The sequence below is a fragment of the Streptomyces caelestis genome, assembly GCF_014205255.1.
Taxonomy (GTDB): domain Bacteria; phylum Actinomycetota; class Actinomycetes; order Streptomycetales; family Streptomycetaceae; genus Streptomyces; species Streptomyces caelestis.
The window spans coordinates 8,542,845-8,565,622 of the sequence record NZ_JACHNE010000001.1; the positions used below are offsets into that span (position 1 = coordinate 8,542,845).

Genomic DNA, 22,778 nt, shown 5'->3' on the forward strand with positions numbered 1-22,778 from the left:
GGGGAGACCGGGGCGTAGGCCTGGTCTGTTGAATTCGATCATACGTTCGCTCGCGTGGCCCTGCATCTCGGGCGGCCGGCCCCACGAGGCGCAGGGGGAGGGAGCTGTCCGACGGACCGGGGCCGCCCGGGTGTCTCAGGTGCGTCCCCGATGGAACCGCACGTGCAACTCCCTCACCTGTTCCGTGAGTTCCGGCACCGGGCCCTCCACGACTACACCCGGTGCGACCTCGTGAACGGGGAGTGTCCGCACCGGCGGCGCGGGGACCCCCAACTCGCTCAGCCAAGAGGCGAGTTGTTCAGAGGAGGCGACGTAGACGATGCGTCCCAGGCCGACCCAGGCGTGCGCGGCGGCACACATCGGGCAGTGCTCGCCGGAGGTGTAGACCGTGGCCGCCGCCCGCTCCTCGGGTGTGAGACGAGCCGCCGACCAGCGCGCCAGCTCGAACTCGGGGTGCCGCGTGCGATCGCCCGAGGCCACCCGGTTGTGGTCCTCGCCGAGGACCGTGCCGTCCCCGCCGACCAGGACCGAACCGAACGGCTCGTCCCCAGCCGCGAGCGCCTCGGCGGCGAGCTCCACGCAGCGGCGCAGGTACGGCAGTTCCGTGTCCTTCACGACCATGGTGCCGGGCCCTTCCAGGTGACGACGTGATCAACAGGACTGTACGGCCGCCGGGAACTACGGCCGCACCGGAAAAGGCGTTGCCGGGCCACCCGGCGCATGCTGGGGTGTGCCCATGGCTCCTATGGATCACACCGCGCTGCTCGCTCTGTTCGACCGCGAGCTGCGCGAGGGGGCGTGGCCGGACGGCCCCGGCGCCCGCGTCGAGCGGACCGGTGAGGTGGTGCGCCAGGTCGCCGCCGCGCCGGGCTGGAACGGCGTCCTGTGGTCCGCCCTCGACGAGGCGGCGGCGGACGCGGCGATCGCCGAGCAGATCGCCCACTACACCGGGCTCGGCCTCGACTTCGAGTGGAAGCTGTACGGCCACGACCGGCCGGCGGACCTCGGGCAGCGGCTGCGCGCGGCCGGGTTCACGCCCGAGCCCGCGGAGACGCTGATGATCGGCGAGATCGGCGAGCTTGCTCTCGACGCCGAACCACCGCGGGGCGTCCGCGTGGAGCCGGTCACCGACCCGGCCGGCGTCGACCTCGTGGCCGACGTCCACGAGAAGGCGTTCGGCGCGGACAGCTCCTGGCTGCGCGACCAGCTTCTCGCCCGGCTCTCCGCCGACCCGGACACCGTCGTCGCCGTCGTGGCGATGGCGGGGCGCGAGCCGGTGAGCGCGGCCCGCATGGAACTCGTGCCCGGCACGCGGTTCGCCGGTCTGTGGGGCGGCGGCACCGTCGAGAGCTGGCGCGGCCGCGGCATCTACCGCACCCTGGTGGCCCACCGCGCCCGAGCCGCCGCGGCACGCGGCTACCGCTACCTCCAGGTCGACGCCTCCAGCGAGAGCCGCCCCATCCTGGAACGTCTGGGCTTCACCCCGCTGACCACGACGACGCCGTACGTGTACACGCCGTAGCCGGCCGGCCGTCACCGCCCGGACGCCATATCCAGGCCCGTCCGCATGTCACATCCACACCTGTCCGATCCGTCGCATGGTCATGACGACGATCCAGAAGAACCAGAGCATCCTCCTCGCCGGCGCGAGCGGCGTCCTCGGCCGGCATGTCACCCGCGCTCTGACCGAGGCGGGCCACAAGGTCACCGGACTCGGCCGGAGCGCGGGCAACGGCATCCGCGCCGACCTCATGGACCGCGACGCGCTGATGCGCGCCGTCGACGGGCACCACTTCGACACCGTGATCCACGCCGCGACCGCCCTGCGCAAACCCCCCATGCGCGACCGCGACATGTTCGCCACCGACGCGCTGCGCACCGAGGGCACGGCCCACCTCGTCGAAGCCGCCCGCGTCACCGGTGCCCGCCGCTTCGTCGTGGAGTCGATGGTCTTCGGCTACGGCTACGGGGACCACGGCGACCGTCCGGTCACCGAGGAGGATCCCTTCGGTCCGCGCGGCAGAACCCCGCAGCTGGAGCGGCACATCGCTGCCATGCGGACCAAGGAGCGGCTCGCCTTCGAGTCCGAGGCGCTGGAGGGCGTCGCGCTCCGCTTCGGCCTGTTCTACGGCCCGGGCGGCACCGACGCCCTGCTGCCCATGCTGCGCAGGCGGCAACTGCCCGTGCCCGCCGACCGCGGCCGGGTGCTGCCGTGGGTGGAGCTCACCGACGCGGCCCGCGCGGTGGTCGCCGCCGTGGAACGCGGCCGATCCGGGCAGGCGTACAACATCGCCGACCGCACCCCGCTCGGCCTCCGCGCCCACGTGGAGATCGTGGCCGGGGTGTTCGGACTGCCGAAGCCCATGACCGTGCCGCTGTGGCTGGTGAAGCCCATGTCGTACATGCACACGGTGATGTCGTCGCGGCTGGTGGTGTCCTGCGCCCAGGCGGAACGCGAGCTGGGCTGGACGCCGCTGTACCCGTCCAGCCGTGAGGGGCTCGCCGCCATGCGGTCGGCGGGCCTGTGATGCCGGGATCACTGCCGTTGCGCCGTTGCTGTCCTACGCGGTCACGCCGTTGCCGTCCTACGCGGTCAGCGGCGTGCCTTCGAGCGGTCGAGCGCGGCGACGCCGAGCGCGGCGAGGCCGATCCGGACGTGTGCCCCCTGACCGCCGGGGACACTCCGGTGGGGGGTATGAAGGGGCCGGTCCGCGGTGCGGACCGGCCTTCGGTTTCCTTCCGGTGGGGCTGGGGCGATGGGTCTACGGCCTCGTGGAGGCCTTCGCCGCCGTGCCGGCGCACACCAGACCCAGAATCACGGCCAGTGCACCGATGATGATGTTGTTCCACACGACGCCGGCGTCCGGGCTTTCGCCGACGACCCACGGCGAGATGATCATCCACACCCCGAGTGCGCACATGGCCCAGCTCAGGCCGTACATACGCTCCGGAGCGCGAGTGAACCCGAGCGCCAGCAGGCCGATCGCGATGCCCATGATCAGGTTGTGTGTCACGAGCGGCGGCTGGCTGGTCGTGTAGTGGACTATCCACGGAGAGGCCGCGCAGTACAGACCGAGCAGGAACACCGGTCCGTCCACGAGCGCCACATCGCGGCCACCGAGCACGCGGGCGTACCGATCCCGCATCTCGGAGGCATCAGGGTGGCTGGTGATGTCACCTCTGGTGGGCGAGACGTTGGCCATGACTCGTCTCCTTCGTCTTGCAGGGCGACCGCGTCCGGTGGGGTGTGCGGTAAGCGCCGCGTGAGTTCATTCTGCTCTTATTTTTCCTTTATGTGTAGAGGTTGGTAGAGATATGAACTTCTACCGGGTGGTACATGTCCGGGGGGATCGGGGGCAACCGGATGGGTACGACAGTGACCGATCGACGTCGTCGGGAGGCGGCGCGGGACAAGGGAGGGCAGCGGACGTGTCTGCGGCCATCGACGCGAAGGTGTTGGAGCGGTTCCCGGCGGGATCTCCGCGCGGATCATGGCCGGCGGAGGAGTACGCGGCACGCCGCCGTGCCGAGGGCGAGCCGGCCACCGTCGTGATGGACCTGGAGTCGGACGCCTTCCTCGTGGTGGTTCCGTCGGACGACGACTGAAAGGCCTCGACGGCCCAAGGGCCATGACGGCTGAAGGACCTTGAACGGCTGAAGGCTCTTGACGACTGAATTCCGGGGTTCTGAAGTCCAAGGTCCCGAAATCCATGGTCCGGGATGCGAGATGAGCCGCGTTTTCCTTGACGGTCCTCCTCTCCCGCTGCCACGATCCATGGCATGACCATGCGACTGGACCTCACGCGGCGACGCCACGTCGACCTCGCACGCGTCTCCAGCGCTTCCTGTCGCGCCGCAGCCTGAGTCTCCCGGCTCGCCGCTTCTCCCCACCGCCGTATTCGCCGTCGGCCGAACACCGTCGCGCCGACGGCACGTCCTACGCGGTGCATTTCCCTCACGCCTGAATTCGGCGCTCAGTCACGCCCGTTGAACGCGGCGTCCCCGAATTTCGGCGCTGCCCTGCGCAGTCGCGCCCTCTCCCGGAAAGAGACCCCATGGCCACCGTCCTGTCCGTCTCCGGCAGCCCCTCCGCCTCCTCCCGCACCAGCCGACTGCTGCGCCACCTGGACGAGCGGCTGGCCGCACAGGGCCATGACGTGATCCCGCTCGACGTCCGCACCATCCCCGCCGAGGCCCTGCTCGGCGCGGACTTCCGGCACCCCACGATCGTCGAGGCCACCGACCTGTTCGCACGCGCCGACGGCGTCGTCGTCGGCACCCCCGTCTACAAGGCGTCCTACTCCGGTGTCCTCAAGGCGCTGCTGGACCTGCTCCCGCAGTACGCGCTCACCGGCAAGACCGTGCTGCCGCTCGCCACCGGCGGCAGCATCGCCCATGTCCTGGCCATCGACTACGCCCTGCGCCCGGTGCTCACCGCCATGGGCGCGGCCCACATAGTGCAGGGCTGGTTCACCCTCGACCAGGACCTCATCGCGCACGACGACGGGTCCCTGACCGTCGCGCCGGCCGCCGCCGAGGCACTCACCCAGGTGGTCGACCAGTTCTCCGCCGCGCTCGGCCGCACCCCGCTGCTGGCCGTGGCGGGCTGACCCCACCAGCCGTCGCGCCGACGGACGTTCCACACCGATCGGAGATCCCCGTGTCCCTCACCTTCCACTGGTTCCTGCCCACCAACGGCGACAGCCGCCATGTCGTCGGCGGCGGCCACGGCACCCCGGCCACCGTGTCCGGCCGGGACCGGCCGCCGACGGTCGCCTACCTGAGCCAGATCGCCCGCGCCGCCGAGGAGGTGGGCTTCGCCGGGGCCCTCACACCCACCGGCGCCTGGTGCGAGGACGCGTGGCTCACCACCGCGATGGTCAGCCAGCACACCGAACGCCTGAAGTTCCTCGTCGCCTTCCGGCCCGGGCTGATCTCGCCCACCCTCGCCGCGCAGATGGCCTCCACCTTCCAGCGGCAGACCGGCGGACGGTTGCTGCTCAACGTCGTCACCGGTGGCGAGAACCAGGAACAGCGTGCCTTCGGCGACTTCCTCGACAAGGACAGCCGGTACCGCCGGACCGGCGAATTCCTGACCGTGGTAAGGGAGTTGTGGCAGGGCGGGACCGTCGACCTGAACGGTGAGCACCTCCGGGTGCAGGACGCGACGCTCGCCCGCCTGCCCGATCCCGTTCCCCAGGTGTACTTCGGCGGCTCCTCGCCCATCGCCGCCGAGATCGCCGCCCGGCACGCCGACGTCTACCTCACATGGGGCGAGCCGCCCGCCCAGGTCGCCGAGAAGCTCGACCGGATCCGCTCGCCGGCCGCCGCCGAGGGCCGTACCCTCCGCTTCGGCATCCGGCTGCACGTCATCACCCGCGACACCGCCGAGCAGGCCTGGGCCGAGGCGGACCGGCTGCTGGACGGATTCGACCCGCAGGCCGTGGCGTCGGTGCAGGCCGGGCTCGCCCGCAGCGAGTCCGAGGGCCAGCGGCGCATGCTCGCCCTGCACGGCGGCCGGCGCGACCACCTGGAGATCCACCCCAACCTGTGGGCCGGCATCGGCCTGGTGCGCGGTGGCGCGGGCACCGCCCTGGTCGGCAGCCACGACGAGGTCGCCGAGCGGATCAAGGAGTACCACGCCCTCGGTATCGAGGAGTTCATCCTCTCCGGCTACCCCCACCTGGAGGAGGCGTACTGGTTCGGCGAGGGCGTGCTGCCGCGCCTCGCCGCACAGGGCCTGTGGCAGCACCCCGCGAACAAGGGCGCCGCACCCACGACGCCGGCCGGACCCGCCGTGCTCTCGCCGTTCGCGAGCTAGGACGACCTCGGCCCCGGCCCCAACGATCAACCCGTAACCCAGCGTTGGGCGTCATCCACACCGAGGGGCAAGCCGTGCCCCTCGGTGAACGGGAGGCGCACACCCATGAAGCAGCGGGCTTCACGCACCGTCTCATTCGGCCTGGCCGTGGCGTTAGCCGCCGGAACGGCGGCACTCGCCCCGTCCGCACACGCGGCACAGTCGCAGCGCGACCACGAGGCGACCCGCACCGCACTGCGTGATCTGGTCGACAAGGGCGGACTGCCCGGAGTGGCCGCCAAGGGCCTTGACGGCAAGGGGAGTTGGTTCGCGGCGGTCGGTCACGCCGACACCGGCACGGGCCGCGAGCGTTCCCCCGGCGACCACTTCCGCGGGGCCAGCGTCACCAAGACGTTCGTCGCGACCGTCCTGCTCCAGCTGGAGGCCGAAGGCAGACTGAGCCTGGACGACACGGTCGAGCGATGGCTGCCGGGCCTGGTGCAGGGCAACGGCTACGACGGCGACAAGATCACTGTGCGGCAGCTCCTCAACCACACCAGCGGCATCGCCAACCACACCGACGACCCCGCGTTCGTCCACGACGCCGCCGGTCCCGGCTTTCCGGAGCACCGGTACGACACGCACAGGCCCGAGGACCTCGTGGCGATCGCCCTGAAGTACCCGCCGCTGCCCGACCCGGAGACGACGCCGGTGTACTCGAACACCAACTTCGTCATCGCCGGGATGGTCGTCGAGAAGGCGACGGGCCGCTCGTACGCGCAGGAGATCACCCGCCGTGTCATCCGGCCGCTGAAGCTGCGCGGCACGTCGTTCCCCGGCACCTCACCCCACATGCCGAAACCCCACCCCGTCGGCTACTCCCGGCTGCACCAGGACGCCCCGGACGCCCCGATCCATGACGCCACCGAACAGAACATGACCTGGCTGGGCGCGGCCGGCGACGTCATCTCCACCAGCGGCGATCTCAACCGCTTCCAACGGGCCCTGCTCGAGGGTGAGTTGCTCCCCCCGAAGCAGATGAAGGAGATGCTCGACGAGGTCCCGGCGGGGGGTGGGCTCGGGTACGGGCTCGGAGTCGAGTTCGCGCAGCTGTCCTGCGGCGTGAAGGTCGTGGGCAAGAGCGGCCGTACGAACGGCTCCCTGTCCGCGATGGTCGGCACACAGGATGGGAAGCACCAGCTGACGTTCAATATCAACGGTGACTGGCTTCCCGACCCGTCGCTCTACGTCAACGTGATCGAAGCGGAGTTCTGCGGCAAGGTCCCGTCCCGCACGGACAAACCGTCGGCGCTGCCGCAGCTCGGCTAACCGGACGCCAGCGTGCCGAGGTGCGTCCGGCGTGCTTCGGCCGTCTGGCCCTGCACCAGCAGGAACATCCCCTCGCGTGCGAGGCGCTGCGCCCGGCTGTCCAGGGCCATGGAGCGGCCGCCCCCGGCCACGATCGCCGCGGTCGTGGCCGCCCGCAGCACGTCGTACGCCCGTACCTTCAAGGCCAGCCGTTCCGGGACGCGTTCGTGCGGGACGGGATGGTCGGCCAGGGCGTAGGCCTCCCGTCGGACCTCGTCGAGCCGGGCCCGCAGCGACCGGGCCGGCTCCTGGCCGTCCGGGGCGTCCGCCACCAGGTCCAGCGCCGCGCCCGCCACCCCGAACACGGCCGGACTGGTGTTGGCGGCTCTGGGCAGATCGACCAGGGCGAACCGCTCCTGCGGGGTGCGCAGGACGACGGCGTCCTCCGGCACCCACAGGCCGTCCAGCCCCAGGGAGACCGTACGGGCGGCGGTGAGGGCCGCGAGCCGCATCGGGGCCGACGCACGCATCCCTGGCTGTTCGCGGGCCTCGGCGACGACGAACACCACCTCGGCCGCGTCCGTCACACCCGCCAGCAGCATCACGTCGTTCAGACCCCAGCCCGTGTACCAGGGCACCGTGCCGTCGAAGCGCCAGCCGCCCCGCTCGGGCACGGCCCGCACGGGCACGCGGGGGAAGGCGCGGACGTGCGCGAACGCGATGCCGGCCAGCGACTCGCCGGTCGCCAGCGGGCGCAGCAGCTTCTCCCGGACCGGCGAGTCGTATGTGGCGAGCAGCTTCACCGGGGTGTGGTGCTGTGTCTGCACGAACCATGTGGAGCAGCACGCACCGGACAGGATCTCCGCGACGTCCCGCGCCACGGCGACGGGCGCGTCCGCCCCGCCGTACTCCTTCGGCGCGCCCAGCCCGAGCAGCCCCGACCGCCTCACCGCCTCGATGTGGCTCGCCGGCATCCCCTCCTGGTCGACGCGCTCGGCGTGCGGGACGAGGAGATCGTGTGCCAGTCGCCGTGCGCGGGTGACGAGGGGATGGGGCGGGGAGGCGGGGGATGTGGTGCTCATGGGAGGAATTCTCGCGGTCGCGCGGCGCAGGGGGTCGCCCCCCGGGGCGTGTCGTTCGCCCGGCCTCGTCAGGGACGCGCGCCGCGCAGGTCCAGCTCCGTGAGCACGTCGAAGTCGAGTCCGTCGGCGCGGGCGAGGTAGATGCGCTGGCGCACATGGCTGTCCCGCAGGCGCAGCAGTCCGCGCGGACCCTCGTACGACACCGCGCCCGCCGCCGCCCCGATCGCCGACACGTCCAGCGTCCCGGCCCGCTTCAGCAGCGCGGCCAGCAACAGCACGCCCTCGTAGCAGGACTCGCCGAAGCTGCCGAGGGCGGGTGCCTCGACGCCGTAGCGGGCCGCGTACTGCCCGTGGAAGTCGAGGGTGTCCCGGTTGGCCAGCGAGGCGAAGAACCCGGCCGTGCTGTAGAGGTCCTCGGTGGCCGCCGGGCCGCTCGCCATCAGCATGTTCTCGTCCATCAGCGTGCTCAGCCGCAGACAGCGCGCGTGCAGGCCGTGCGCCGCGAACGCCCGGTTGAAGCGCACCGCGTCGCTGCCGACGAGCAGCATGAGCACCCCGTCGGCGTCGGAGCGCTCGATGCGGCGCAGTACCGGCTCGAAGTCGTGGGTGCCGAGCGGGAGATAGACCTCGCCGGCGACGGACCCGCCGGACGCGTGCGCGTACCCGCGGGCCGCCCGTGCCGTACGCCGCGGCCACACATAGTCGTTGCCGACGACGAACCATCGCCGCACCCCGCGCTCGTGCGCCAGCAGGTCCATCGCGGGCCGCAGTTGGTCGCGTGGTGTCTCGCTCGTCAGGAACACGCCCGCCGTGTCCTCGCCGCCCTCGTACAGCGCGGTGTACACGTACGGGACGCGGTGCGCGATCCGCGGCGCCAGCGCCTGGCGCACCGAGGAGATGTGCCAGCCGGTGACGCCCTGCACGACGCCCAGGTCCACCAGTGCCTCGACGTGGCCGGCGACCTCGCCGGGCGGGCCCGAGCCGTCTACCGGCACCAGCCGCAGCTCCCTGCCGAGCACGCCGCCGTCCCGGTTGACCTCCTCGACGGCCAGCCGTGCGCACAGCTCGCAGGCGGGCCCGAAGATTCCGGCCGGCCCCTGCAAGGGGAAGACGAGCGCCACGCCGAGCACGGAGTCGTCGGCCGTGAACCACTCGGGCGCGGGGAGGTCGTACCGGAACATGGCGTCATGATTCCGGCTCGGCCGGACGAACTCCAGCGCGTCTCCTAGGATGGACGCACCCCTTGAACCAGGAGCAGGATGCCCAGCCCGACCCCGCACCGACCGGACGACCTGGTGCAACTGCTGACGCGGGCCGAGCGGCTGGCGGCGTTGCGGTTGCAGGCCGTGCTGGAGGGCGAGGGCTGCTCGCTCGACGCGTGGCGGGTGCTGGCGCTGCTGGCCGACGGCGAGGGGCACCACATGACGGCGCTCGCGCAGGCCGCCTTTCTGCCGCCTCCGACGCTGACCAAGCTGGTCGACCAGCTCGTCGACCGGAACCTCGTGCACCGCCGGGTCGACCCGTTCGACCGCCGCCGCGTCCTCGCTCACCTGACCCCCCGCGGCCAGGAGTACTGGCAGCGGCTCGACCACGCGGTGCGCGCCGGCTGGCCCGCGCTCGGCGAGGGCGACGACGAACTGCTGCGGTCCCTGCTGGACCGGCTGGCCGCGACGCTGGCGGAGCCGGCACGCCCCTGAGCCCCGGGCACCCCGGCGTAGGGATGACTGGTCTACACCCTTGACTGGTACAGACCAAAGCGGTTGAGTGTGCCTCCGACCACTCCCCACCACGGCCGCGCCCACGCCGTGACCGGCCCTCCGGTGCGTGCGGCGCGGGCTCTGCTCCGCCCTGCCCTCGGCGGGTGCGGCCGTGCCCCGCAAAGGAGTTGATCCGTGTCGAGACGCCGTGTCTCCGCCGTCCTGGCCGCCCTCGCCCTCGCGGGCACCGTGCCGGTCCTCCTGCCGGCCACCAGCGCCTCCGCCGCCGCGTGCTCCAGCTACCCCGACTGGGTGGCCGGGAAGGCGTACGCCGCCGGTGACATCGTCCGCTACACCGACGGCAAGGCGTACATCGCCGAGCACGCCAACCCGGGATACGACCCGACCATCAGCACCTGGTACTGGGAGCCGTACGCTTGCGACAGCGGCCCGGGCACGCCCAACGCGCGCTTCGTCGTCACCGAGGCGCAGTTCAACCAGATGTTCCCGAACAGGAATCCGTTCTACACCTACGGCGGTCTCACCGCCGCCCTGAGCGCCTACCCCGGTTTCGCCAACACCGGCAGCGACACCGTGAAGAAGCAGGAGGCCGCCGCCTTCCTCGCCAACGTCAGCCACGAGACCGGCGGCCTGGTGCACGTGGTGGAGCAGAACACCGCCAACTACCCGCACTACTGCGACTGGAGCCGGCCCTACGGCTGTCCGGCCGGCCAGGCCGCCTACTACGGCCGCGGCCCGATCCAGCTCAGCTGGAACTTCAACTACAAGGCCGCGGGCGACGCGCTCGGCATCGACCTGCTGAACAACCCCTGGCTGGTGCAGAACGACGCGGCCGTCGCCTGGAAGACGGCCCTGTGGTACTGGAACACCCAGACCGGCCCCGGCACCATGACCCCGCACAACGCCATGGTCAGCGGCGCCGGCTTCGGCCAGACCATCCGCAGCATCAACGGCTCCCTGGAGTGCGACGGCCAGAACCCGGCGCAGGTGCAGAGCCGTGTGAACAACTACCAGCGGTTCACGGAGATCCTCGGGACGTCCCCCGGCGGAAATCTCTACTGCTGACGGCGAGTCGTGTGTGAGACTCCGCCGATGAGCTCACAGACGATCACCGCGGACACCGCGGGCACCTGGAAACTCGGCGACCTGCCCGTCCACCGCCTCGGCTTCGGCGCGATGCGGCTGACGGGCAGCGCCGCCTTCCATCTCGGAACTCCGAGCGACCGCGACCGGTCGATCGCCGTCCTGCGCAAGGCGATCGACCTCGGCGTGAACCACATCGACACGGCAGCCTTCTACTTCTCGTCGCTGCGCTCCGCCAACGAACTCATCAACAGCGCGCTGGCGCCGTACCCCGACGACCTGGTCATCGTCACCAAGGTGGGCCCGTACCGGGCCTGGTCGGGGGAGTGGGGCACCTCGGCCCGCCCCGAGGACCTGCGCGCCCACGTCGAGGAGAACCTGCGCCAACTCGGCCGTGACCACCTGGACGTGGTCAACCTGCGCCGGATGCCGAAGTACGACTCGATCGCCGAGCACTTCGGCGCCCTCGCGGAACTGCGCGAGGCGGGCCTGATACGCCACCTGGGGATCTCCAACGTCGAGCCCCGCCACCTCGCCGAGGCGCAGGCCATCGCGCCCGTGGTCTGTGTGCAGAACCGGTACGCCCTCGACCTCCCCGACCCGGCCACCGACGAACTGCTGCGGATCTGCGGCGAACAGGGCATCGCGTTCGTGCCGTTCTACGCCGTCGCCGGCGAGGCCGGGGAGGGCGGCGCCACCACCGCCCACGACGAGGAGGTGCGCGCCGTGGCCCGGGCCCACGGCGCGAGCCCCACGCAGATCCGCATCGCCTGGACCCTGCACCAGGGCCCCCACGTACTCGCCATCCCCGGCACCGGCAACCCCGACCACCTCGTGGAGAACGTGGCGGCGGGCGCGATCCGCCTCACGTCGGAGGAACTGGACCGGCTGAACGCGCCACGCCGAAAGGACGGTTGACCGGTCAGACCACCCAGACCCCGTCCCGCATGAGGTGCCGGCGCGGCAGCTCGTGCTCCTCGCACCACGCCTGCACCGCGCGCGGCAGCACCCGGAAGAACGCGTACGACGCGTGGTCCCCGCGCGGGTCCCAGCCGGTCTTCGCACGGAACGCCTCGGCCGCCGCCGGCGGCACCCCGGGGCTCGCGTAGGTCTCCACCTCACCGTCGACGAGCACGACGTCCCGGGTGTCCCCGAAGGCCAGCCGGGCGCGTCGGCCGTCCCGCAGATTGCGGCCCGTGGGGTTGGTCAGCCGTGTGCACAGCCACACGGCCTCGTCGTGCCACACGAACCAGAGCGGGACCAGGCACGGCACGCCTTCGGCGTCCGCCGTGGCGACCCAGATGTCGATCTCCCGCTCCAGGCGGTCCAGGAGGTCCGCCTTTCGCTGCTCGGGGGTGCGAGGTGGCTCAGTGATCTTCATGCCGGCACGCTAGCGGGTGGTCCGGCGGATCGCCTCGGGCTGTGGGCGTAGGCCGAGACCTAGGGCCTGTCAGCAAAGCCATGCCGCACCGTGCGCAGGGCCAAGTGGCTCCGCCGCATGACCCCTCCGCACCGCACGCCCATCGCACGCACCGAGCGCCGCTCCTTCTCCTGCGGAGATCCGTCAGAAGGGCCCTGTACTGCAACGGTGCTTGCCGTGACTGCTGGGACTGGTCGCTCCGCTGGAGCGCACGTGGAGTTCACGACCTGTCCTCCGTCCTGCCGTGGCAGGAGGGGAAGCGCCGGTCCTGCGGCGACGGCGCCCACGGCCGACGCATCTACGATCGGGCCCGCGTCGAGGTCCACCCCCCGGCACCGACCGGCCGCCGGCACTGGGTATTCACCCGCCGCAGCGTCAGCCGGCCGGATGAGATCTCGTACTGCGTCGCCTCCTGCCCCGTCGACACGTCCGGCTGCGCTGCTTTCGCGCCCCGGGAGCTCACATTTCACTGCGGGGCTTCGCGGCGCAGTTGCCGACCGCGCCGGCGCATTCCGGTGGGGGCATCGCCGACGGGGATGCCAGGCACCGCCAGTTCGAGCGGGCCATACAGACCACGGTGGCCCTGGACGGCGACGGCATGGACATCGCTCGGGTCCATCACCTGGCTGCGGATTTCCTCGCCGCGCGCAGACCGCGGCCTCCCCGTCTCCCCGCAGGCCATGGACGTGACCCAGCCGGTGGTCAGCGAGCCGGGCACCAGCGCCCGCGAGTACGCACTTCGGCCCGGTGCTGCTGCCGCGTACCGCGCCAGGCCGTAGGTGCCCCCCTGAAGTGGCGGCAGCGGCGTGACACCGATGGCCTGCAAGAGTTCGCGCCGCCTGTGAGAGATCGAGGTGATGGGCGGAGGCTGGGGGGTACCTGCGGCTGGGTACGAGGCACGCACTACCCGGGAGGTAGCCATGGGCAAGCTGGGAGATATGGCGAACAAGGCCAAGGAGCTGGCGAAGGGGCACCCGGACCAGGCCGACAAGGGTGTTGCGGGCGCCGAGCGGGTGGCCGATGAGCGTACGGGCAACAAGTACGACGCCCAGACCGACAAGGCCGCCGACGCGGTGCGCCGCTCCTACGGAAGCGGCGGTACGACGGAGCGCTGACCCTCACGCCAGAGACACGGCCCCCGGTGCCACGCGCCGGGGGCCGGTGGTGCGTCAGGCTCGCCTGCCGCCGCCCACTCCAGTGCCAGACGGCAAGTTGCCGGAGTAGCTCTCTCCGGAAGAGGTCCTGGCTCAACACCGCCGCGTCCGCGCTGCGGATGGCGTACAGGTCACCTTCCTCGCTGTGCACCGTTGACGTCTGCACCAGGCCCTGGTCCGGCGGCAGAGATTCGATGACCTTCTCAACTCGCGCTGGAGAGGAGGGCGGCACGCATCTGACTCCACACGAGCAGGGCGCCACCGCCCTGTCCAGGTCAACTCCCACTTCCGCTTCGCCGACTCCACCCGGCCGTCGCCGAAGCGCAGAAGCGTGCCGGGTCCGATCCCATAACGCTGCACACGTGAAGAGGCGTCTGACGAGTCCGCCCCGTGAAGCCGCAGAGCCGGGGCTCGCGACTTTGGACGCCGATACGGTGCTGTCCGGCAGTGATCGCCTCGGACAGGGGCTTCATCAGCCTGATGGCACGCTGCGGACGCTGTCGCCCGCGTCGAGGTCGCGGCGCACGTGGATGTCGCTGTGCACTGGGACACGATGCGTCAATACCACTTCAAATCGATACGGCCGTCAACAGCTGCTACGAGCCCCACGACCCCCAGGCGGAATGCGCCGTCTTCATCACGCCCGAGATCAGGGTGCACCCTTACACCGCGGCCGAGAAGTCCAAGGTCCTGAAGGCCACCCTCATGTCCACCTCGGGCGGAGTGGCGGTGCTCTCCGCCGCCGCCCCGGACAAGACAGCCACGGTCGCGCTCGCACCGGACGAGGAGGCCGACAAGACATGGACGTCCGTCGGCTGGCCCACCAGGCCCACGGCAACGGCGGTGCCGGCCAGCATGCAGGGCCGTTATGACCGCCAAGGCGCGGTCTCGGTCCAGGACATCGACAAGTTGCGAAATCAACTGGGTTCCGGGATGCCCGGCTCGGTGTTCGTCGACGATCGCGGCGCCGTGACCGGCATGCTGAGCCCCACCGGCCGCGGGGTGCACATCTTGCCGCCCGCCCAGATCACCGCGGCGCTCGACAAGAGCGGTGTACAGGCCGAGCGCGGCCCAGGAGACTCCAGCCTGGCCAACGGACTGGCGCTGTACGCCAAACACGAGTACCGAAACGCCGCGCCATGGTTGCACAGCGCCGCTGACGACACCGGGCAGGGGGCGATGGCCGTCCAGTACCACAAGGCCGCGCACGACAGCACGGGCAAGCCCAACGACATGAGCGACGAGGCCGACGCGCACACCGGCCACTCTGCTAGGCCCTCAGGGTGCCGAGGTACTGCGCCCGCCCCTCTCCGAGCGACCAGTCGGCCGGTCCGTTCTCCGTCAGGACGACGAACACGTTCCTCGGCTCGGTGCCCGCGTAGGCCTGCGCCAGCTCGGCGATCCTCCGGTACAGCGCCTGCTTCCGCGCGGGCGGGCGACCGGAGCGCAGCGTGATCGCCACATAGGCGATGCTGTCGTCGCGGTGTACGCCGAGGTAGTCGTCGTACCGGAGGGTGCTGGTCGCGCCGTCGTGGTCGACCAGAACCTGGAACCGGTCGTCGGGCGGGATGCCGATCGTTTCGACGAGGGCATCGTGGACGGCGCGGCCGAGAGCGGCGAGTCGCTCGGGGCCGGCCCGGAGCGTGTCTATGCGGACGAAGGGCATGGGCGTCTCCTCGGAGCCGTAGGGGCGTCGAACATGATCGTACATACTAGTAGGTACAGAGATTCCCGGGCATGCTTGCATCCCGTAGGTGTTACGTATAACCTCTGCCGTCAATCCCACGCTCCGAAAGGTCCTGATGCGACGTATCGCCCTGGTCACCCTCGTCGTCGACGACTACGACGAGGCGATCCGCTTCTACACCGAGGCTCTCGGGTTCCGGCTCGCCGAGGACGCTCCCCGGCCCGACGGGTCGCGCTGGGTCGTCGTCGAACCCGGGGGTCCGGCAACGGGCAGCGGTCTGCTGCTCGCCCGCGCCAAGGGGGAGGCGCAGGCCGCGCGGGTCGGGGACCAGAGCGGCGGGCGGGTCGGGTTCTTCCTGCACACCGACGACTTCGCCCGGGACCACGCCCGCATGGCCGCCGCGGGCGTCATATTCCTGGAGGAGCCGCGGCACGAGCCGTACGGGACCGTCGCCGTCTTCCAGGACCTGTACGGCAACCGCTGGGACCTGCTCCAGCCCATCACCGACTGAACGCACCTACTGAGAACGCACCTGCCGAGGAACCACGCACATGACCGCGCCCCGCATCGACACCGACACCCTCCGCCGGCTGCCCAAGGCCGTGCTGCACGACCACCTCGACGGCGGCCTGCGCCCCGCCACCGTGGTGGAGCTCGCGGACACGGTCGGCCACACCCTGCCCACCACCGACCCCGCCGAACTCGCCGCCTGGTACTACGAGGCCGCCAACTCCGGCGACCTGGTGCGCTACATAGCCACCTTCGAGCACACCCTCGCCGTCATGCAGAGCCGCGAGGGCCTGCTGCGCACCGCCGAGGAGTACGTGCTCGACCTCGCCGCGGACGGTGTCGTCTACGGCGAGGTGCGCTACGCCCCGGAGCTGATGGTGAAGGGCGGGCTGACCCTGCCCGAGGTCGTCGAGGCCGTACAGGAGGGACTCGCGGCCGGCATGGCCAAGGCGGCGGCCGCGGGGACGCCCGTGCGCGTCGGGACGCTGCTGTGCGGGATGCGGATGTTCGACCGCAGCCGGGAGATCGCCGACCTGGTCGTGGCGTTCCGGGACGCCGGTGTCGTCGGCTTCGACATCGCCGGCGCCGAGGACGGCTTCCCGCCCGCCGACCACCTCGCGGCCTTCGAGCACCTGCGCCGCGAGAACGTGCCGTTCACCATCCACGCCGGGGAAGCCCACGGCCTGCCCAGCATCCACCAGGCCCTTCAGGTCTGCGGCGCCCAGCGCATCGGGCACGGCGTGCGCATCACCGACGACATCCCCGACCTCGAGGCGGGCAAGCTCGGCCGTCTCGCGGGCTGGGTGCGCGACCGGCGTGTCGCTCTGGAGATGTGCCCGACCTCCAACCTCCAGACCGGCGCCGCGACGTCCATCGCCGAGCACCCGATCACCGCGCTGAAGGACCTCGGCTTCCGCGTCACCCTGAACACCGACAACCGGCTGGTGTCGGGCACCACGATGACCCGCGAGATGTCCCTGCTGGTCGAGCAGGCGGGCTGGACCGCCGCGGACCTGCGCACGGTCACGGTGAACGCCCTGAAGAGCGCGTTCCTCCCGTTCGACGAGCGGAACGCGCTCATCCGGGACGTGGTCCTGCCCGGCTACGAGATCGCGCTCTGAAGCAGCCCCCGGAGGTAGGCGGCCTGTCCGACGTGCTGGAGATCGTCGGACAGGACGCTGACCAGCCGGACCCCCAGGGTGACCGGCGGGTCCCAGTGTTCGTCGACGACGCGTTCAAGATCCTTGGCCGTCAGCCCGCGCAGAGCGTCGAGGGTCTGCGCGTGCACCGCGTCGTAGTAGCCGGTCAGCATCTCGCCGGAGTCGACCCGGACCTTGGCGACCTTGGCGGGGCTGTGGCCGTAGCCCGTGTCGTGGCGGGGCAGACCGAGGCCGAAGCGTTTCTCCCAGTCCTGGGACAGCCACACCTGGTCGAGGCCGAAGGCGTCGGCGACGTGGTCGTCCTGGACGCGGGTGAGGTGCCAGACCAGCCACGCGATGGAATTGGTGTCGGGGGTGGGGCGGGCGCCCAGTTCGTCGGGCCCGAGGCCCTCGACGGTGGCGTGGACTTCTTCCTGGATGCGGTTGTAGCCGTCGATGAGGATGTCCTTCGCATACATGGCTCCACCATCGCGCATCACCGCGTCTCGTGCGCCCTGGTTCATCGTGCGCCCCGGTTCACGCGCCGGCGGCGCCGGTGGTCTCCGTGCCAGTGACCTCCAGTGACGCGCCCGTGGTCGCCGGTGACGTGCCCGTGGTCCCCGGTGACGCGCCCGTCGCCTCCAGCAACGCCATCAGCGCCCGCGCTGCCGGGCTCGTGGCCTGCCGGGGCGGCAGCAGGGCCACCGTCTCGTAGACCGCCTCGCCGGTGCCCTTCACCGGCAGGGCGGTCAGGGAGGCGCGCTTGTGGGCGAAGTGCCGTGGCACGACGGCGACGCCGAGGTTCTCGTCGACCAGGTCGAGCAGGGTGTGCACGTCGTTCACCTCCAGGGCCACGGTCCGCCGTACGCCCGCGGCGGCGAACACCGTGTCGGTGGTGCGGCGCGGACCCCAGTCGGGGTGGAAGTCGACGAACACCTCCCCGCCCAGCTCCTCCGGCGTGACGGCCGCCCCGGCGGCGGCCAGCCGGTGGCTGGAGTGGCACAGCAGTGTCATGGGCTCGCTGGTCAGCGGCACCGACCGCAGCTGGTCGCTGTCCGCCTGCGTCCGTACGGCGAACGCCAGGTCGAGCCGCCCGGCCGCGACCTCCTCCGCGAGCGCCCCCGACCCGGCCTGCCGCAGACAGATCTCCACGTCCGGATGCTGATGCCGGAAGGTGGCGAGCAGCCCCGCGACATGCACCCCGGCGATGCACTGCTCACTGCCGAGTGCGAGCATGCCGCGCAGGACCCCCTGCACCGCCGCCACCGCCTCGTGGGCGGCCCGCACCTGCGCCAGGATCCGCTCCGCCTCACCGAGCAGCGCCCGGCCGGCCGGGGTGAGCGTCACCCGGCGGGTCGTGCGCACGAACAGCGGCGTCTGGAGCTCCCGCTCCAGCGCCCGGATCGAGGCCGACAGGCCCGACTGGGACACCAGGAGCCGCTCCGCCGCCCGGGTGAAGTGCTGGTCCTCGGCGACCGCGACGAAGTGCTGCAAGTGGCGCAGTTCCATGACTGAGAAGCGTAGCCGCTGAATTCCATCGGATTCTTCTGTTGGACGCATGGGAGCAGGTCACGCCAGAGTGGACCCCGGTTGTTTCCCGACCGTGCCAACCCCTCTGGAGTCGCGTTGTACACCGCACACCCCGACCGCTACGCGGACATGCCCTACCGGCGCACCGGACGCAGCGGCCTGAAGCTCCCCGCGCTCTCGCTCGGCCTGTGGCACAACTTCGGCCCGGACCGGCCGGTCGAGACGCAGCGCGCCATCCTGCGCCGCGCCTTCGACCTCGGCGTCACCCACTTCGACCTCGCCAACAACTACGGCCCGCCGCCCGGCGCCGCCGAGTCCGCGCTGGGCGAGTTCCTGAGGTCGGACTTCGCGGCCTACCGCGACGAGCTGGTCATCTCCACCAAGGCCGGCTATCTGATGTGGCCGGGCCCGTACGGCGAGTGGGGCTCGCGTAAGTACGTGCTGTCCTCGCTGGACCAGAGCCTGAAGCGGATGGGCCTGGACTACGTCGACATCTTCTACTCCCATCGCCCCGACCCGGAGACTCCGCTGGAGGAGACGATGGGGGCCCTGCACTCGGCGGTGCAGCAGGGCAAGGCGCTGTACGTCGGCATCTCCAACTACTCCGCGGAGCAGACCCGCGAGGCCGCCCGCATCCTGGGCGAGCTGGGCACCCCGCTCCTCATTCACCAGCCGCGCTACTCGATGCTCGACCGCCGCCCCGAGGACGAGGGCCTGCTGGACGCCCTCGACGAGCTCCAGGTCGGCTCCATCGTCTTCTCCCCGCTGGAGCAGGGCCTGCTCTCCGCCCGCTACCTCGACGGCATCCCGGAGGGCTCCCGGGCCGCGAGCGACAGCCCGTTCCTGAACTCCGACGCGGTCACCGAGGAGCTGGTGGGCCGGCTGCGCGACCTGAACGACATCGCCAAGTCGCGCGGCCAGACCCTGGCCCAGATGGCGCTGGCCTGGGTGCTGCGCGGCGGCCGGGTCACCTCCGCGCTGGTCGGCGCGAGCAGCCCGCAGCAGCTGGAGGACAGCGTCGGAGCCATCGGGAACCTGGACTTCGACGCGGACGAGCTGGCCCGTATCGACGCGATCGTCAAGCAGTAACCGCCGCGGCCTTCCCGGGGGCGGCCACCGCCCCCGGGAAGGCTCTAGAAGGCTGATGAAGATCTTGGGTTTTGGCCCTGCCGCGTCAGCGGCAGGGCCAGACTCGTCATGTGGCGATGGGTGAGTGGGTCGGCGAGATGGTCGGGCCGGACGTGTGGGAGACCTGCCGGGAAGTGATCCCGCAGGGGAGTGTGTTCGCGTTCCTGGCCGAGCATCGTGGCGAGCTGTTCCCGGCTGAGATGTTCACGGACATGTACCCGTCGGCGAACGGACGGCCGAGCATGCCGCCGCAGATCCTGGCCGCCGCGGTCACCTTGCAGGCCCTGCACGGGCTGTCGGATTTCGAGACGGTCCAGGAACTGCGGTGCGACCTGCGGTGGAAGGCCGGATGCGGGCTGGGCCTTCACGACATGGCGTTCGACCCGTCGCTGCTGGCCTACTTCCGCCGTCGGCTGGCCCGTTCCGCCCGTCCCAACCGGATCTTCGAGGCCGTGCGCGAGGTCGTGAAGGCCACCGGCGTACTCAAGGGCAAGCACCGCCGGGCACTGGACTCCACCGTGCTGGACGACGCGGTCGCCACCCAGGACACCGTCACCCAGATCATCGCCGCCGTCCGCGCGGTGATCCGCGAGGTCCCCGGCGCCGACGCGGTCGCCGCTGCCCAGTGCAGCGCGCACGACTACACCGACCCGGGCAAGCCCCGCATCGCCTGGAACGACGAGCAGGCCCGCGCCGAGCTGGTCGACGCGCTGGTCACAGATGCCCTGCGGCTGCTGGGCCACCTGCCCGATGAGCAACTCGGCGAAAGGGCGGCCAACGCGGTGGGCCTCCTGGCCCTGGTCGCCGGCCAGGACGTCGAGCCCGCCGAGGACTCCGACGGCCGGGATGGCCGCTGGCGCATCACCCGGGGCACCGCCCCTGGCCGGATGGTCTCCACCATCGATCCCGAAGCACGCCACGTCCACAAGACCCGCACTCACCAGCAGGACGGCTTCAAGGCCCACCTGGCCGTCGAGCCCGAGACCGGGTTATACACCGCCGTCGCTCTGCGGCCCGGCGCCGGGCCCGAGCACCACGAGGCCGCGGTCGGCCTGGAACTGCTTGCCGACGAGGACACCCCACTCGATGCCTTCGGCGACACCGCCTACTCCACCGGCGATGTCCGCCAGGCCCTCCACGAGGCCGGGCACCGGCTGTTCATCAAGCCCGCCCCGCTGCGGCCTGCCGTCCCCGGCGGCTTCACCCTCGACGACTTCGCCATCGACACCACAGCCGCTGTCGTGACCTGCCCGGCCGGACACACCGTGGCCCTGTCCGGCCCCGGCGGGCAGCACCACCAACGCAAAGCCATTTTCGGGAACTTATGCACCGGATGCCACCTGCGCGAGCAGTGCACCAAAGCCAGGGCCGGACGCATCCTGACCATCCGGCCCCATCACAACATCCAGACAGCAGCCCGCCACCAGGCCGCAACCGACCCCGGCTGGCAGGCCGACTACCGCCGCTGGCGGCCCCCGGTCGAACGCGCCGTCGCCTGGCTCGTCCACCACGGCAACCGGCGCCTGCGCTACCGCGGCACCATCAAGAACGACACCTGGCTCCACACCCGAGCCGCCGCACTCAACCTCCGCCGACTGATCAACCTCGGACTCACCCACACCAGTGGCACCTGGCACATCGCACCGGCCGGTACATGACCGGAGGGCTGTCCGGCCCGACGGCCGGACAGCCCTCACCAAGATCTTCATCAGCCTTCTAGGAGCCGATCCGCTCCTCCAGGCGTACCGTCACCGTGTCGCCCTCCTCCTTGCCGATGGCCTTGCGGACGTCGGCCTTCACGGGCAGCTTGTGCGTGCCGTCGCCCAGTGCCATGAACGAGCTGCGGAACGGGTGCCCGTCGATCGTCCCGCGGACCTTGACCAGGCCGCGGGTGCCGAAGAACTCGACGGACCGGGGCCAGACCAGATAGGTCCAGCCGCCCTCCGCGGGGCTCCTGCGCAGGACCGCGGTGAATTCCGTGTCCAGTTTTCCGGTCGTGGCCATGGTGTCCTCCGGTGTTCGGTCGCCTCTCACACACCAGACCCCCGGACACCGGGAAACTCATCGCCGCTCTCACGCCCCGGCGGACACCCGGTCCAGAAAGCCGAGCACGGCGCTGATCCGGCCCTGCTCGTCCAGCGTGATCACATCCGACCCCCGCCACGGGCGCCGAGCCGTCGCTCTCGCTCACCAGCTCCCACGAGAAACGCGCGATGGTGCCCCTCGACGGCGCCGGCGAGCCGGAACACCAGCCCCGGGAACCGCTCGCGGGCCGCCGCGATCAGCGCGGCGATCTGCTCATGGCCGCGGACGTCGGCCGGGGGGTCGGTGTGGCCGCCGTCCTCGGCCCAGGCGGCGGCGACCGCCTTCGTCCGTGCCGTCGGGTCCTCGGCGTTCCAGGCCTCGAAGGAGCGGGCGACGGCGTCCTCCTGACGGTGGGCGGGCGCGGACATGGGCGATCAGCCTCCGAAAGGTCGTCTCTGCCGGTCAGGGCCCGGCTCACCGCTCGCGGCGAACCGGCGCGGACCGCCCTGCCCGGACCCGGCGGGACCGTCGATTGCCTCCGGAGTCACACCCTCTGGCGACCGCCCGCAGCGTTTCGGCCAACTCGGGGTGTGAATATGCCAGGAGACTGGCCGGAAAGACATGGTGACAGTGTTTCAGCAGTGAACATACTGACCAGCGGGAGCGCTTTCACATCGAGCGACGGCGCCCTCACGCGCAGCACGCGAGCCGCAGGACAGGCAAGGCCGGACCGGCAGGCGGGCAGGGCAACGGGGGAGGGGCACGTGCACGACGAGTTTCTGTGCCATGTCACGGCGTACGGAGTCTGCGACGGCCGCCGCATCGGCGTCCCCCTGGGCACCTACCGGGCACCCACCCTCGCCCTCGCCCTGTGGTGGCTGCGCGACCGTGCCTCCTGGATCGCCCAGCGCCTCGACCCCCGGCCCGACGCCGAGCACTTACCGCCGGGCGCGCTCGTGCCGGTCGCCGAGACCGTGCCCGACGTGCCCGCCCTGCTGCGCGCCTGGTGCGCCGATCCCGGGCAACAGGAGCGAGTCGCCGAGGAGTTGGCGGCCGGACGGCTGGTGCGCATCGCCACCAGCGACGACACCACCGAGTACGAGCTGCTCGCCGAGTCCGTGGACGCCCTGCGGATGCAGCGGACGGCTCCCGTCCTGGGCGTGCCCGTGGCCTGAGTGGCTCGCCGAGTCATAT

Annotated in this window: 26 protein-coding genes and 2 pseudogenes; 17 read left to right on the forward strand and 11 right to left on the reverse strand. The window is 71.3% G+C overall.

Going from position 1 to position 22,778, the window contains the following annotated elements; all coding sequences use genetic code 11:
• Positions 1–135 precede the first annotated feature (135 nt).
• Complete coding sequence (locus HDA41_RS38625) at positions 136–621, reverse strand: nucleoside deaminase (protein ID WP_184992451.1); 486 nt, start codon at positions 619–621, stop codon at positions 136–138.
• Between the two features lie 124 nt (positions 622–745).
• Here HDA41_RS38625 and HDA41_RS38630 point away from each other — a divergent pair, with 124 nt between their 5' ends.
• A complete protein-coding gene (locus HDA41_RS38630; RefSeq protein ID WP_184994092.1) occupies positions 746–1,522 on the forward strand; it encodes a GNAT family N-acetyltransferase in 777 nt (258 codons plus the stop codon).
• 82 nt (positions 1,523–1,604) lie between these two features.
• Positions 1,605–2,528, forward strand: coding sequence for an NAD-dependent epimerase/dehydratase family protein (locus tag HDA41_RS38635; protein WP_184994094.1), 924 nt, complete (start codon positions 1,605–1,607; stop codon positions 2,526–2,528).
• A 234-nt stretch (positions 2,529–2,762) separates the two neighbouring features.
• Here HDA41_RS38635 and HDA41_RS38640 read toward each other — a convergent pair whose 3' ends face one another.
• Entirely contained in the window at positions 2,763–3,203 is a 441-nt protein-coding gene (locus HDA41_RS38640; protein WP_184992453.1) for an SPW repeat protein, read from the reverse strand.
• A 238-nt stretch (positions 3,204–3,441) separates the two neighbouring features.
• Here HDA41_RS38640 and HDA41_RS38645 point away from each other — a divergent pair, with 238 nt between their 5' ends.
• From HDA41_RS38645 to HDA41_RS38660, 5 genes are all read left to right on the forward strand, one after another.
• A complete protein-coding gene (locus HDA41_RS38645; protein ID WP_494409576.1) occupies positions 3,442–3,606 on the forward strand; it encodes a DUF8839 family protein in 165 nt (54 codons plus the stop codon).
• Between the two features lie 180 nt (positions 3,607–3,786).
• The gene (locus HDA41_RS42925) at positions 3,787–3,864 is read left to right on the forward strand and encodes a putative leader peptide (RefSeq protein ID WP_351405193.1); all 78 of its coding nucleotides are present in this window, start codon (positions 3,787–3,789) and stop codon (positions 3,862–3,864) included.
• A gap of 191 nt (positions 3,865–4,055) precedes the next feature.
• The gene (ssuE, locus tag HDA41_RS38650; protein WP_184992457.1) at positions 4,056–4,610 is read left to right on the forward strand and encodes an NADPH-dependent FMN reductase; all 555 of its coding nucleotides are present in this window, start codon (positions 4,056–4,058) and stop codon (positions 4,608–4,610) included.
• A gap of 50 nt (positions 4,611–4,660) precedes the next feature.
• Entirely contained in the window at positions 4,661–5,821 is a 1,161-nt protein-coding gene (locus tag HDA41_RS38655; RefSeq protein WP_184992459.1) for an LLM class flavin-dependent oxidoreductase, read from the forward strand.
• A gap of 105 nt (positions 5,822–5,926) precedes the next feature.
• Complete coding sequence (locus HDA41_RS38660) at positions 5,927–7,129, forward strand: serine hydrolase domain-containing protein (protein WP_184992461.1); 1,203 nt, start codon at positions 5,927–5,929, stop codon at positions 7,127–7,129.
• Here the strand turns inward: HDA41_RS38660 and HDA41_RS38665 are convergent.
• Positions 7,126–8,190 carry an acyl-CoA dehydrogenase family protein gene (locus HDA41_RS38665; protein WP_184992463.1) on the reverse strand — a complete coding sequence of 355 codons (1,065 nt, stop codon included), beginning with the start codon at positions 8,188–8,190 and terminating at the stop codon, positions 7,126–7,128. The genes HDA41_RS38660 and HDA41_RS38665 overlap by 4 nt on opposite strands.
• A 68-nt stretch (positions 8,191–8,258) precedes the next feature.
• Positions 8,259–9,371 (reverse strand): substrate-binding domain-containing protein, encoded by a 1,113-nt coding sequence (locus HDA41_RS38670; protein WP_184992465.1) that lies wholly within the window; start codon positions 9,369–9,371, stop codon positions 8,259–8,261.
• A gap of 78 nt (positions 9,372–9,449) precedes the next feature.
• On the opposite strand from HDA41_RS38670, the gene HDA41_RS38675 reads away from it, so the two are divergent.
• The 3 genes from HDA41_RS38675 to HDA41_RS38685 all read left to right on the forward strand — a co-directional run bounded on the left by HDA41_RS38675 (position 9,450) and on the right by HDA41_RS38685 (position 11,909).
• The gene (locus HDA41_RS38675; protein WP_184992467.1) at positions 9,450–9,887 is read left to right on the forward strand and encodes a MarR family winged helix-turn-helix transcriptional regulator; all 438 of its coding nucleotides are present in this window, start codon (positions 9,450–9,452) and stop codon (positions 9,885–9,887) included.
• Between the two features lie 195 nt (positions 9,888–10,082).
• Positions 10,083–10,973, forward strand: coding sequence for a glycoside hydrolase family 19 protein (locus tag HDA41_RS38680; RefSeq protein ID WP_184992469.1), 891 nt, complete (start codon positions 10,083–10,085; stop codon positions 10,971–10,973).
• A gap of 27 nt (positions 10,974–11,000) precedes the next feature.
• Positions 11,001–11,909 carry an oxidoreductase gene (locus HDA41_RS38685; RefSeq protein WP_184992470.1) on the forward strand — a complete coding sequence of 303 codons (909 nt, stop codon included), beginning with the start codon at positions 11,001–11,003 and terminating at the stop codon, positions 11,907–11,909.
• Positions 11,910–11,913: 4 nt separating this feature from the next.
• Here HDA41_RS38685 and HDA41_RS38690 read toward each other — a convergent pair whose 3' ends face one another.
• Positions 11,914–12,372, reverse strand: a complete 459-nt coding sequence (locus tag HDA41_RS38690) for a pyridoxamine 5'-phosphate oxidase family protein (RefSeq protein WP_184992472.1) — start codon at positions 12,370–12,372, stop codon at positions 11,914–11,916.
• A 239-nt stretch (positions 12,373–12,611) separates the two neighbouring features.
• Here HDA41_RS38690 and HDA41_RS42045 point away from each other — a divergent pair.
• Positions 12,612–12,842: pseudogene (locus HDA41_RS42045) on the forward strand (IS701 family transposase); the annotation flags it as partial.
• A 35-nt stretch (positions 12,843–12,877) separates the two neighbouring features.
• Here HDA41_RS42045 and HDA41_RS38695 read toward each other — a convergent pair.
• Positions 12,878–13,237 (reverse strand): hypothetical protein, encoded by a 360-nt coding sequence (locus tag HDA41_RS38695; protein ID WP_184992474.1) that lies wholly within the window; start codon positions 13,235–13,237, stop codon positions 12,878–12,880.
• A gap of 94 nt (positions 13,238–13,331) precedes the next feature.
• Between HDA41_RS38695 and HDA41_RS38700 the strand changes: the two genes are divergently transcribed.
• On the forward strand, positions 13,332–13,526 hold the full coding sequence (locus tag HDA41_RS38700; protein WP_184992476.1) for an antitoxin: 195 nt from the start codon (positions 13,332–13,334) through the stop codon (positions 13,524–13,526).
• 1,309 nt (positions 13,527–14,835) lie between these two features.
• On the opposite strand, the gene HDA41_RS38705 is transcribed toward HDA41_RS38700, so the two are convergent.
• On the reverse strand, positions 14,836–15,231 hold the full coding sequence (locus HDA41_RS38705) for a tautomerase family protein (protein ID WP_184992478.1): 396 nt from the start codon (positions 15,229–15,231) through the stop codon (positions 14,836–14,838).
• 136 nt (positions 15,232–15,367) lie between these two features.
• On the opposite strand from HDA41_RS38705, the gene HDA41_RS38710 reads away from it, so the two are divergent.
• Positions 15,368–15,763 carry a VOC family protein gene (locus HDA41_RS38710; protein WP_184992480.1) on the forward strand — a complete coding sequence of 132 codons (396 nt, stop codon included), beginning with the start codon at positions 15,368–15,370 and terminating at the stop codon, positions 15,761–15,763.
• Positions 15,764–15,803: 40 nt separating this feature from the next.
• Positions 15,804–16,883 (forward strand): adenosine deaminase, encoded by a 1,080-nt coding sequence (locus HDA41_RS38715; RefSeq protein ID WP_184992482.1) that lies wholly within the window; start codon positions 15,804–15,806, stop codon positions 16,881–16,883.
• Here the strand turns inward: HDA41_RS38715 and HDA41_RS38720 are convergent.
• On the reverse strand, positions 16,865–17,380 hold the full coding sequence (locus HDA41_RS38720; protein ID WP_184992484.1) for a mycothiol transferase: 516 nt from the start codon (positions 17,378–17,380) through the stop codon (positions 16,865–16,867). The two genes, HDA41_RS38715 and HDA41_RS38720, sit on opposite strands and share 19 nt — an antisense overlap.
• A 58-nt stretch (positions 17,381–17,438) precedes the next feature.
• The gene (locus HDA41_RS38725) at positions 17,439–18,410 is read right to left on the reverse strand and encodes a LysR family transcriptional regulator (protein ID WP_230299800.1); all 972 of its coding nucleotides are present in this window, start codon (positions 18,408–18,410) and stop codon (positions 17,439–17,441) included.
• A 117-nt stretch (positions 18,411–18,527) separates the two neighbouring features.
• On the opposite strand from HDA41_RS38725, the gene mgrA reads away from it, so the two are divergent.
• Positions 18,528–19,520, forward strand: a complete 993-nt coding sequence (gene mgrA, locus HDA41_RS38730; protein ID WP_184992486.1) for an L-glyceraldehyde 3-phosphate reductase — start codon at positions 18,528–18,530, stop codon at positions 19,518–19,520.
• Positions 19,521–19,636: 116 nt separating this feature from the next.
• Positions 19,637–21,217, forward strand: a complete 1,581-nt coding sequence (locus HDA41_RS38735; protein ID WP_184994096.1) for an IS1182 family transposase — start codon at positions 19,637–19,639, stop codon at positions 21,215–21,217.
• A gap of 58 nt (positions 21,218–21,275) precedes the next feature.
• Here the strand turns inward: HDA41_RS38735 and HDA41_RS38740 are convergent, their stop codons facing one another.
• A complete protein-coding gene (locus tag HDA41_RS38740) occupies positions 21,276–21,563 on the reverse strand; it encodes a DUF1905 domain-containing protein (protein WP_184992488.1) in 288 nt (95 codons plus the stop codon).
• Positions 21,564–21,632: 69 nt separating this feature from the next.
• Positions 21,633–22,012 (reverse strand): annotated as a pseudogene (locus tag HDA41_RS38745) (nuclear transport factor 2 family protein).
• Between the two features lie 336 nt (positions 22,013–22,348).
• Here HDA41_RS38745 and HDA41_RS38750 point away from each other — a divergent pair.
• A complete protein-coding gene (locus HDA41_RS38750; protein ID WP_184992490.1) occupies positions 22,349–22,759 on the forward strand; it encodes a hypothetical protein in 411 nt (136 codons plus the stop codon).
• Positions 22,760–22,778: the final 19 nt, after the last annotated feature.

Excerpts from the sequence above, each read along its gene's own strand:
- HDA41_RS42925 (WP_351405193.1), top strand. The coding sequence starts at position 3,787 with ATGCGACTGGACCTCACGCGGCGACGCCACGTCGACCTCGCACGCGTC.
- HDA41_RS38675 (WP_184992467.1), top strand. The coding sequence starts at position 9,450 with ATGCCCAGCCCGACCCCGCACCGACCGGACGACCTGGTGCAACTGCTG.
- HDA41_RS38640 (WP_184992453.1), bottom strand. The coding sequence starts at position 3,203 with ATGGCCAACGTCTCGCCCACCAGAGGTGACATCACCAGCCACCCTGAT.
- HDA41_RS38625 (WP_184992451.1), bottom strand. The coding sequence starts at position 621 with ATGGTCGTGAAGGACACGGAACTGCCGTACCTGCGCCGCTGCGTGGAG.
- HDA41_RS38705 (WP_184992478.1), bottom strand. The coding sequence starts at position 15,231 with ATGCCCTTCGTCCGCATAGACACGCTCCGGGCCGGCCCCGAGCGACTC.
- HDA41_RS38660 (WP_184992461.1), top strand. The coding sequence starts at position 5,927 with ATGAAGCAGCGGGCTTCACGCACCGTCTCATTCGGCCTGGCCGTGGCG.
- ssuE (WP_184992457.1), top strand. The coding sequence starts at position 4,056 with ATGGCCACCGTCCTGTCCGTCTCCGGCAGCCCCTCCGCCTCCTCCCGC.
- HDA41_RS38670 (WP_184992465.1), bottom strand. The coding sequence starts at position 9,371 with ATGTTCCGGTACGACCTCCCCGCGCCCGAGTGGTTCACGGCCGACGAC.
- HDA41_RS38735 (WP_184994096.1), top strand. The coding sequence starts at position 19,637 with ATGGGTGAGTGGGTCGGCGAGATGGTCGGGCCGGACGTGTGGGAGACC.
- HDA41_RS38715 (WP_184992482.1), top strand. The coding sequence starts at position 15,804 with ATGACCGCGCCCCGCATCGACACCGACACCCTCCGCCGGCTGCCCAAG.
- HDA41_RS38635 (WP_184994094.1), top strand. The coding sequence starts at position 1,605 with ATGACGACGATCCAGAAGAACCAGAGCATCCTCCTCGCCGGCGCGAGC.
- HDA41_RS38710 (WP_184992480.1), top strand. The coding sequence starts at position 15,368 with ATGCGACGTATCGCCCTGGTCACCCTCGTCGTCGACGACTACGACGAG.
- HDA41_RS38720 (WP_184992484.1), bottom strand. The coding sequence starts at position 17,380 with ATGTATGCGAAGGACATCCTCATCGACGGCTACAACCGCATCCAGGAA.
- HDA41_RS38740 (WP_184992488.1), bottom strand. The coding sequence starts at position 21,563 with ATGGCCACGACCGGAAAACTGGACACGGAATTCACCGCGGTCCTGCGC.
- HDA41_RS38665 (WP_184992463.1), bottom strand. The coding sequence starts at position 8,190 with ATGAGCACCACATCCCCCGCCTCCCCGCCCCATCCCCTCGTCACCCGC.
- HDA41_RS38725 (WP_230299800.1), bottom strand. The coding sequence starts at position 18,410 with ATGGAACTGCGCCACTTGCAGCACTTCGTCGCGGTCGCCGAGGACCAG.
- HDA41_RS38690 (WP_184992472.1), bottom strand. The coding sequence starts at position 12,372 with ATGAAGATCACTGAGCCACCTCGCACCCCCGAGCAGCGAAAGGCGGAC.
- HDA41_RS38685 (WP_184992470.1), top strand. The coding sequence starts at position 11,001 with ATGAGCTCACAGACGATCACCGCGGACACCGCGGGCACCTGGAAACTC.
- HDA41_RS38630 (WP_184994092.1), top strand. The coding sequence starts at position 746 with ATGGATCACACCGCGCTGCTCGCTCTGTTCGACCGCGAGCTGCGCGAG.
- HDA41_RS38700 (WP_184992476.1), top strand. The coding sequence starts at position 13,332 with ATGGGCAAGCTGGGAGATATGGCGAACAAGGCCAAGGAGCTGGCGAAG.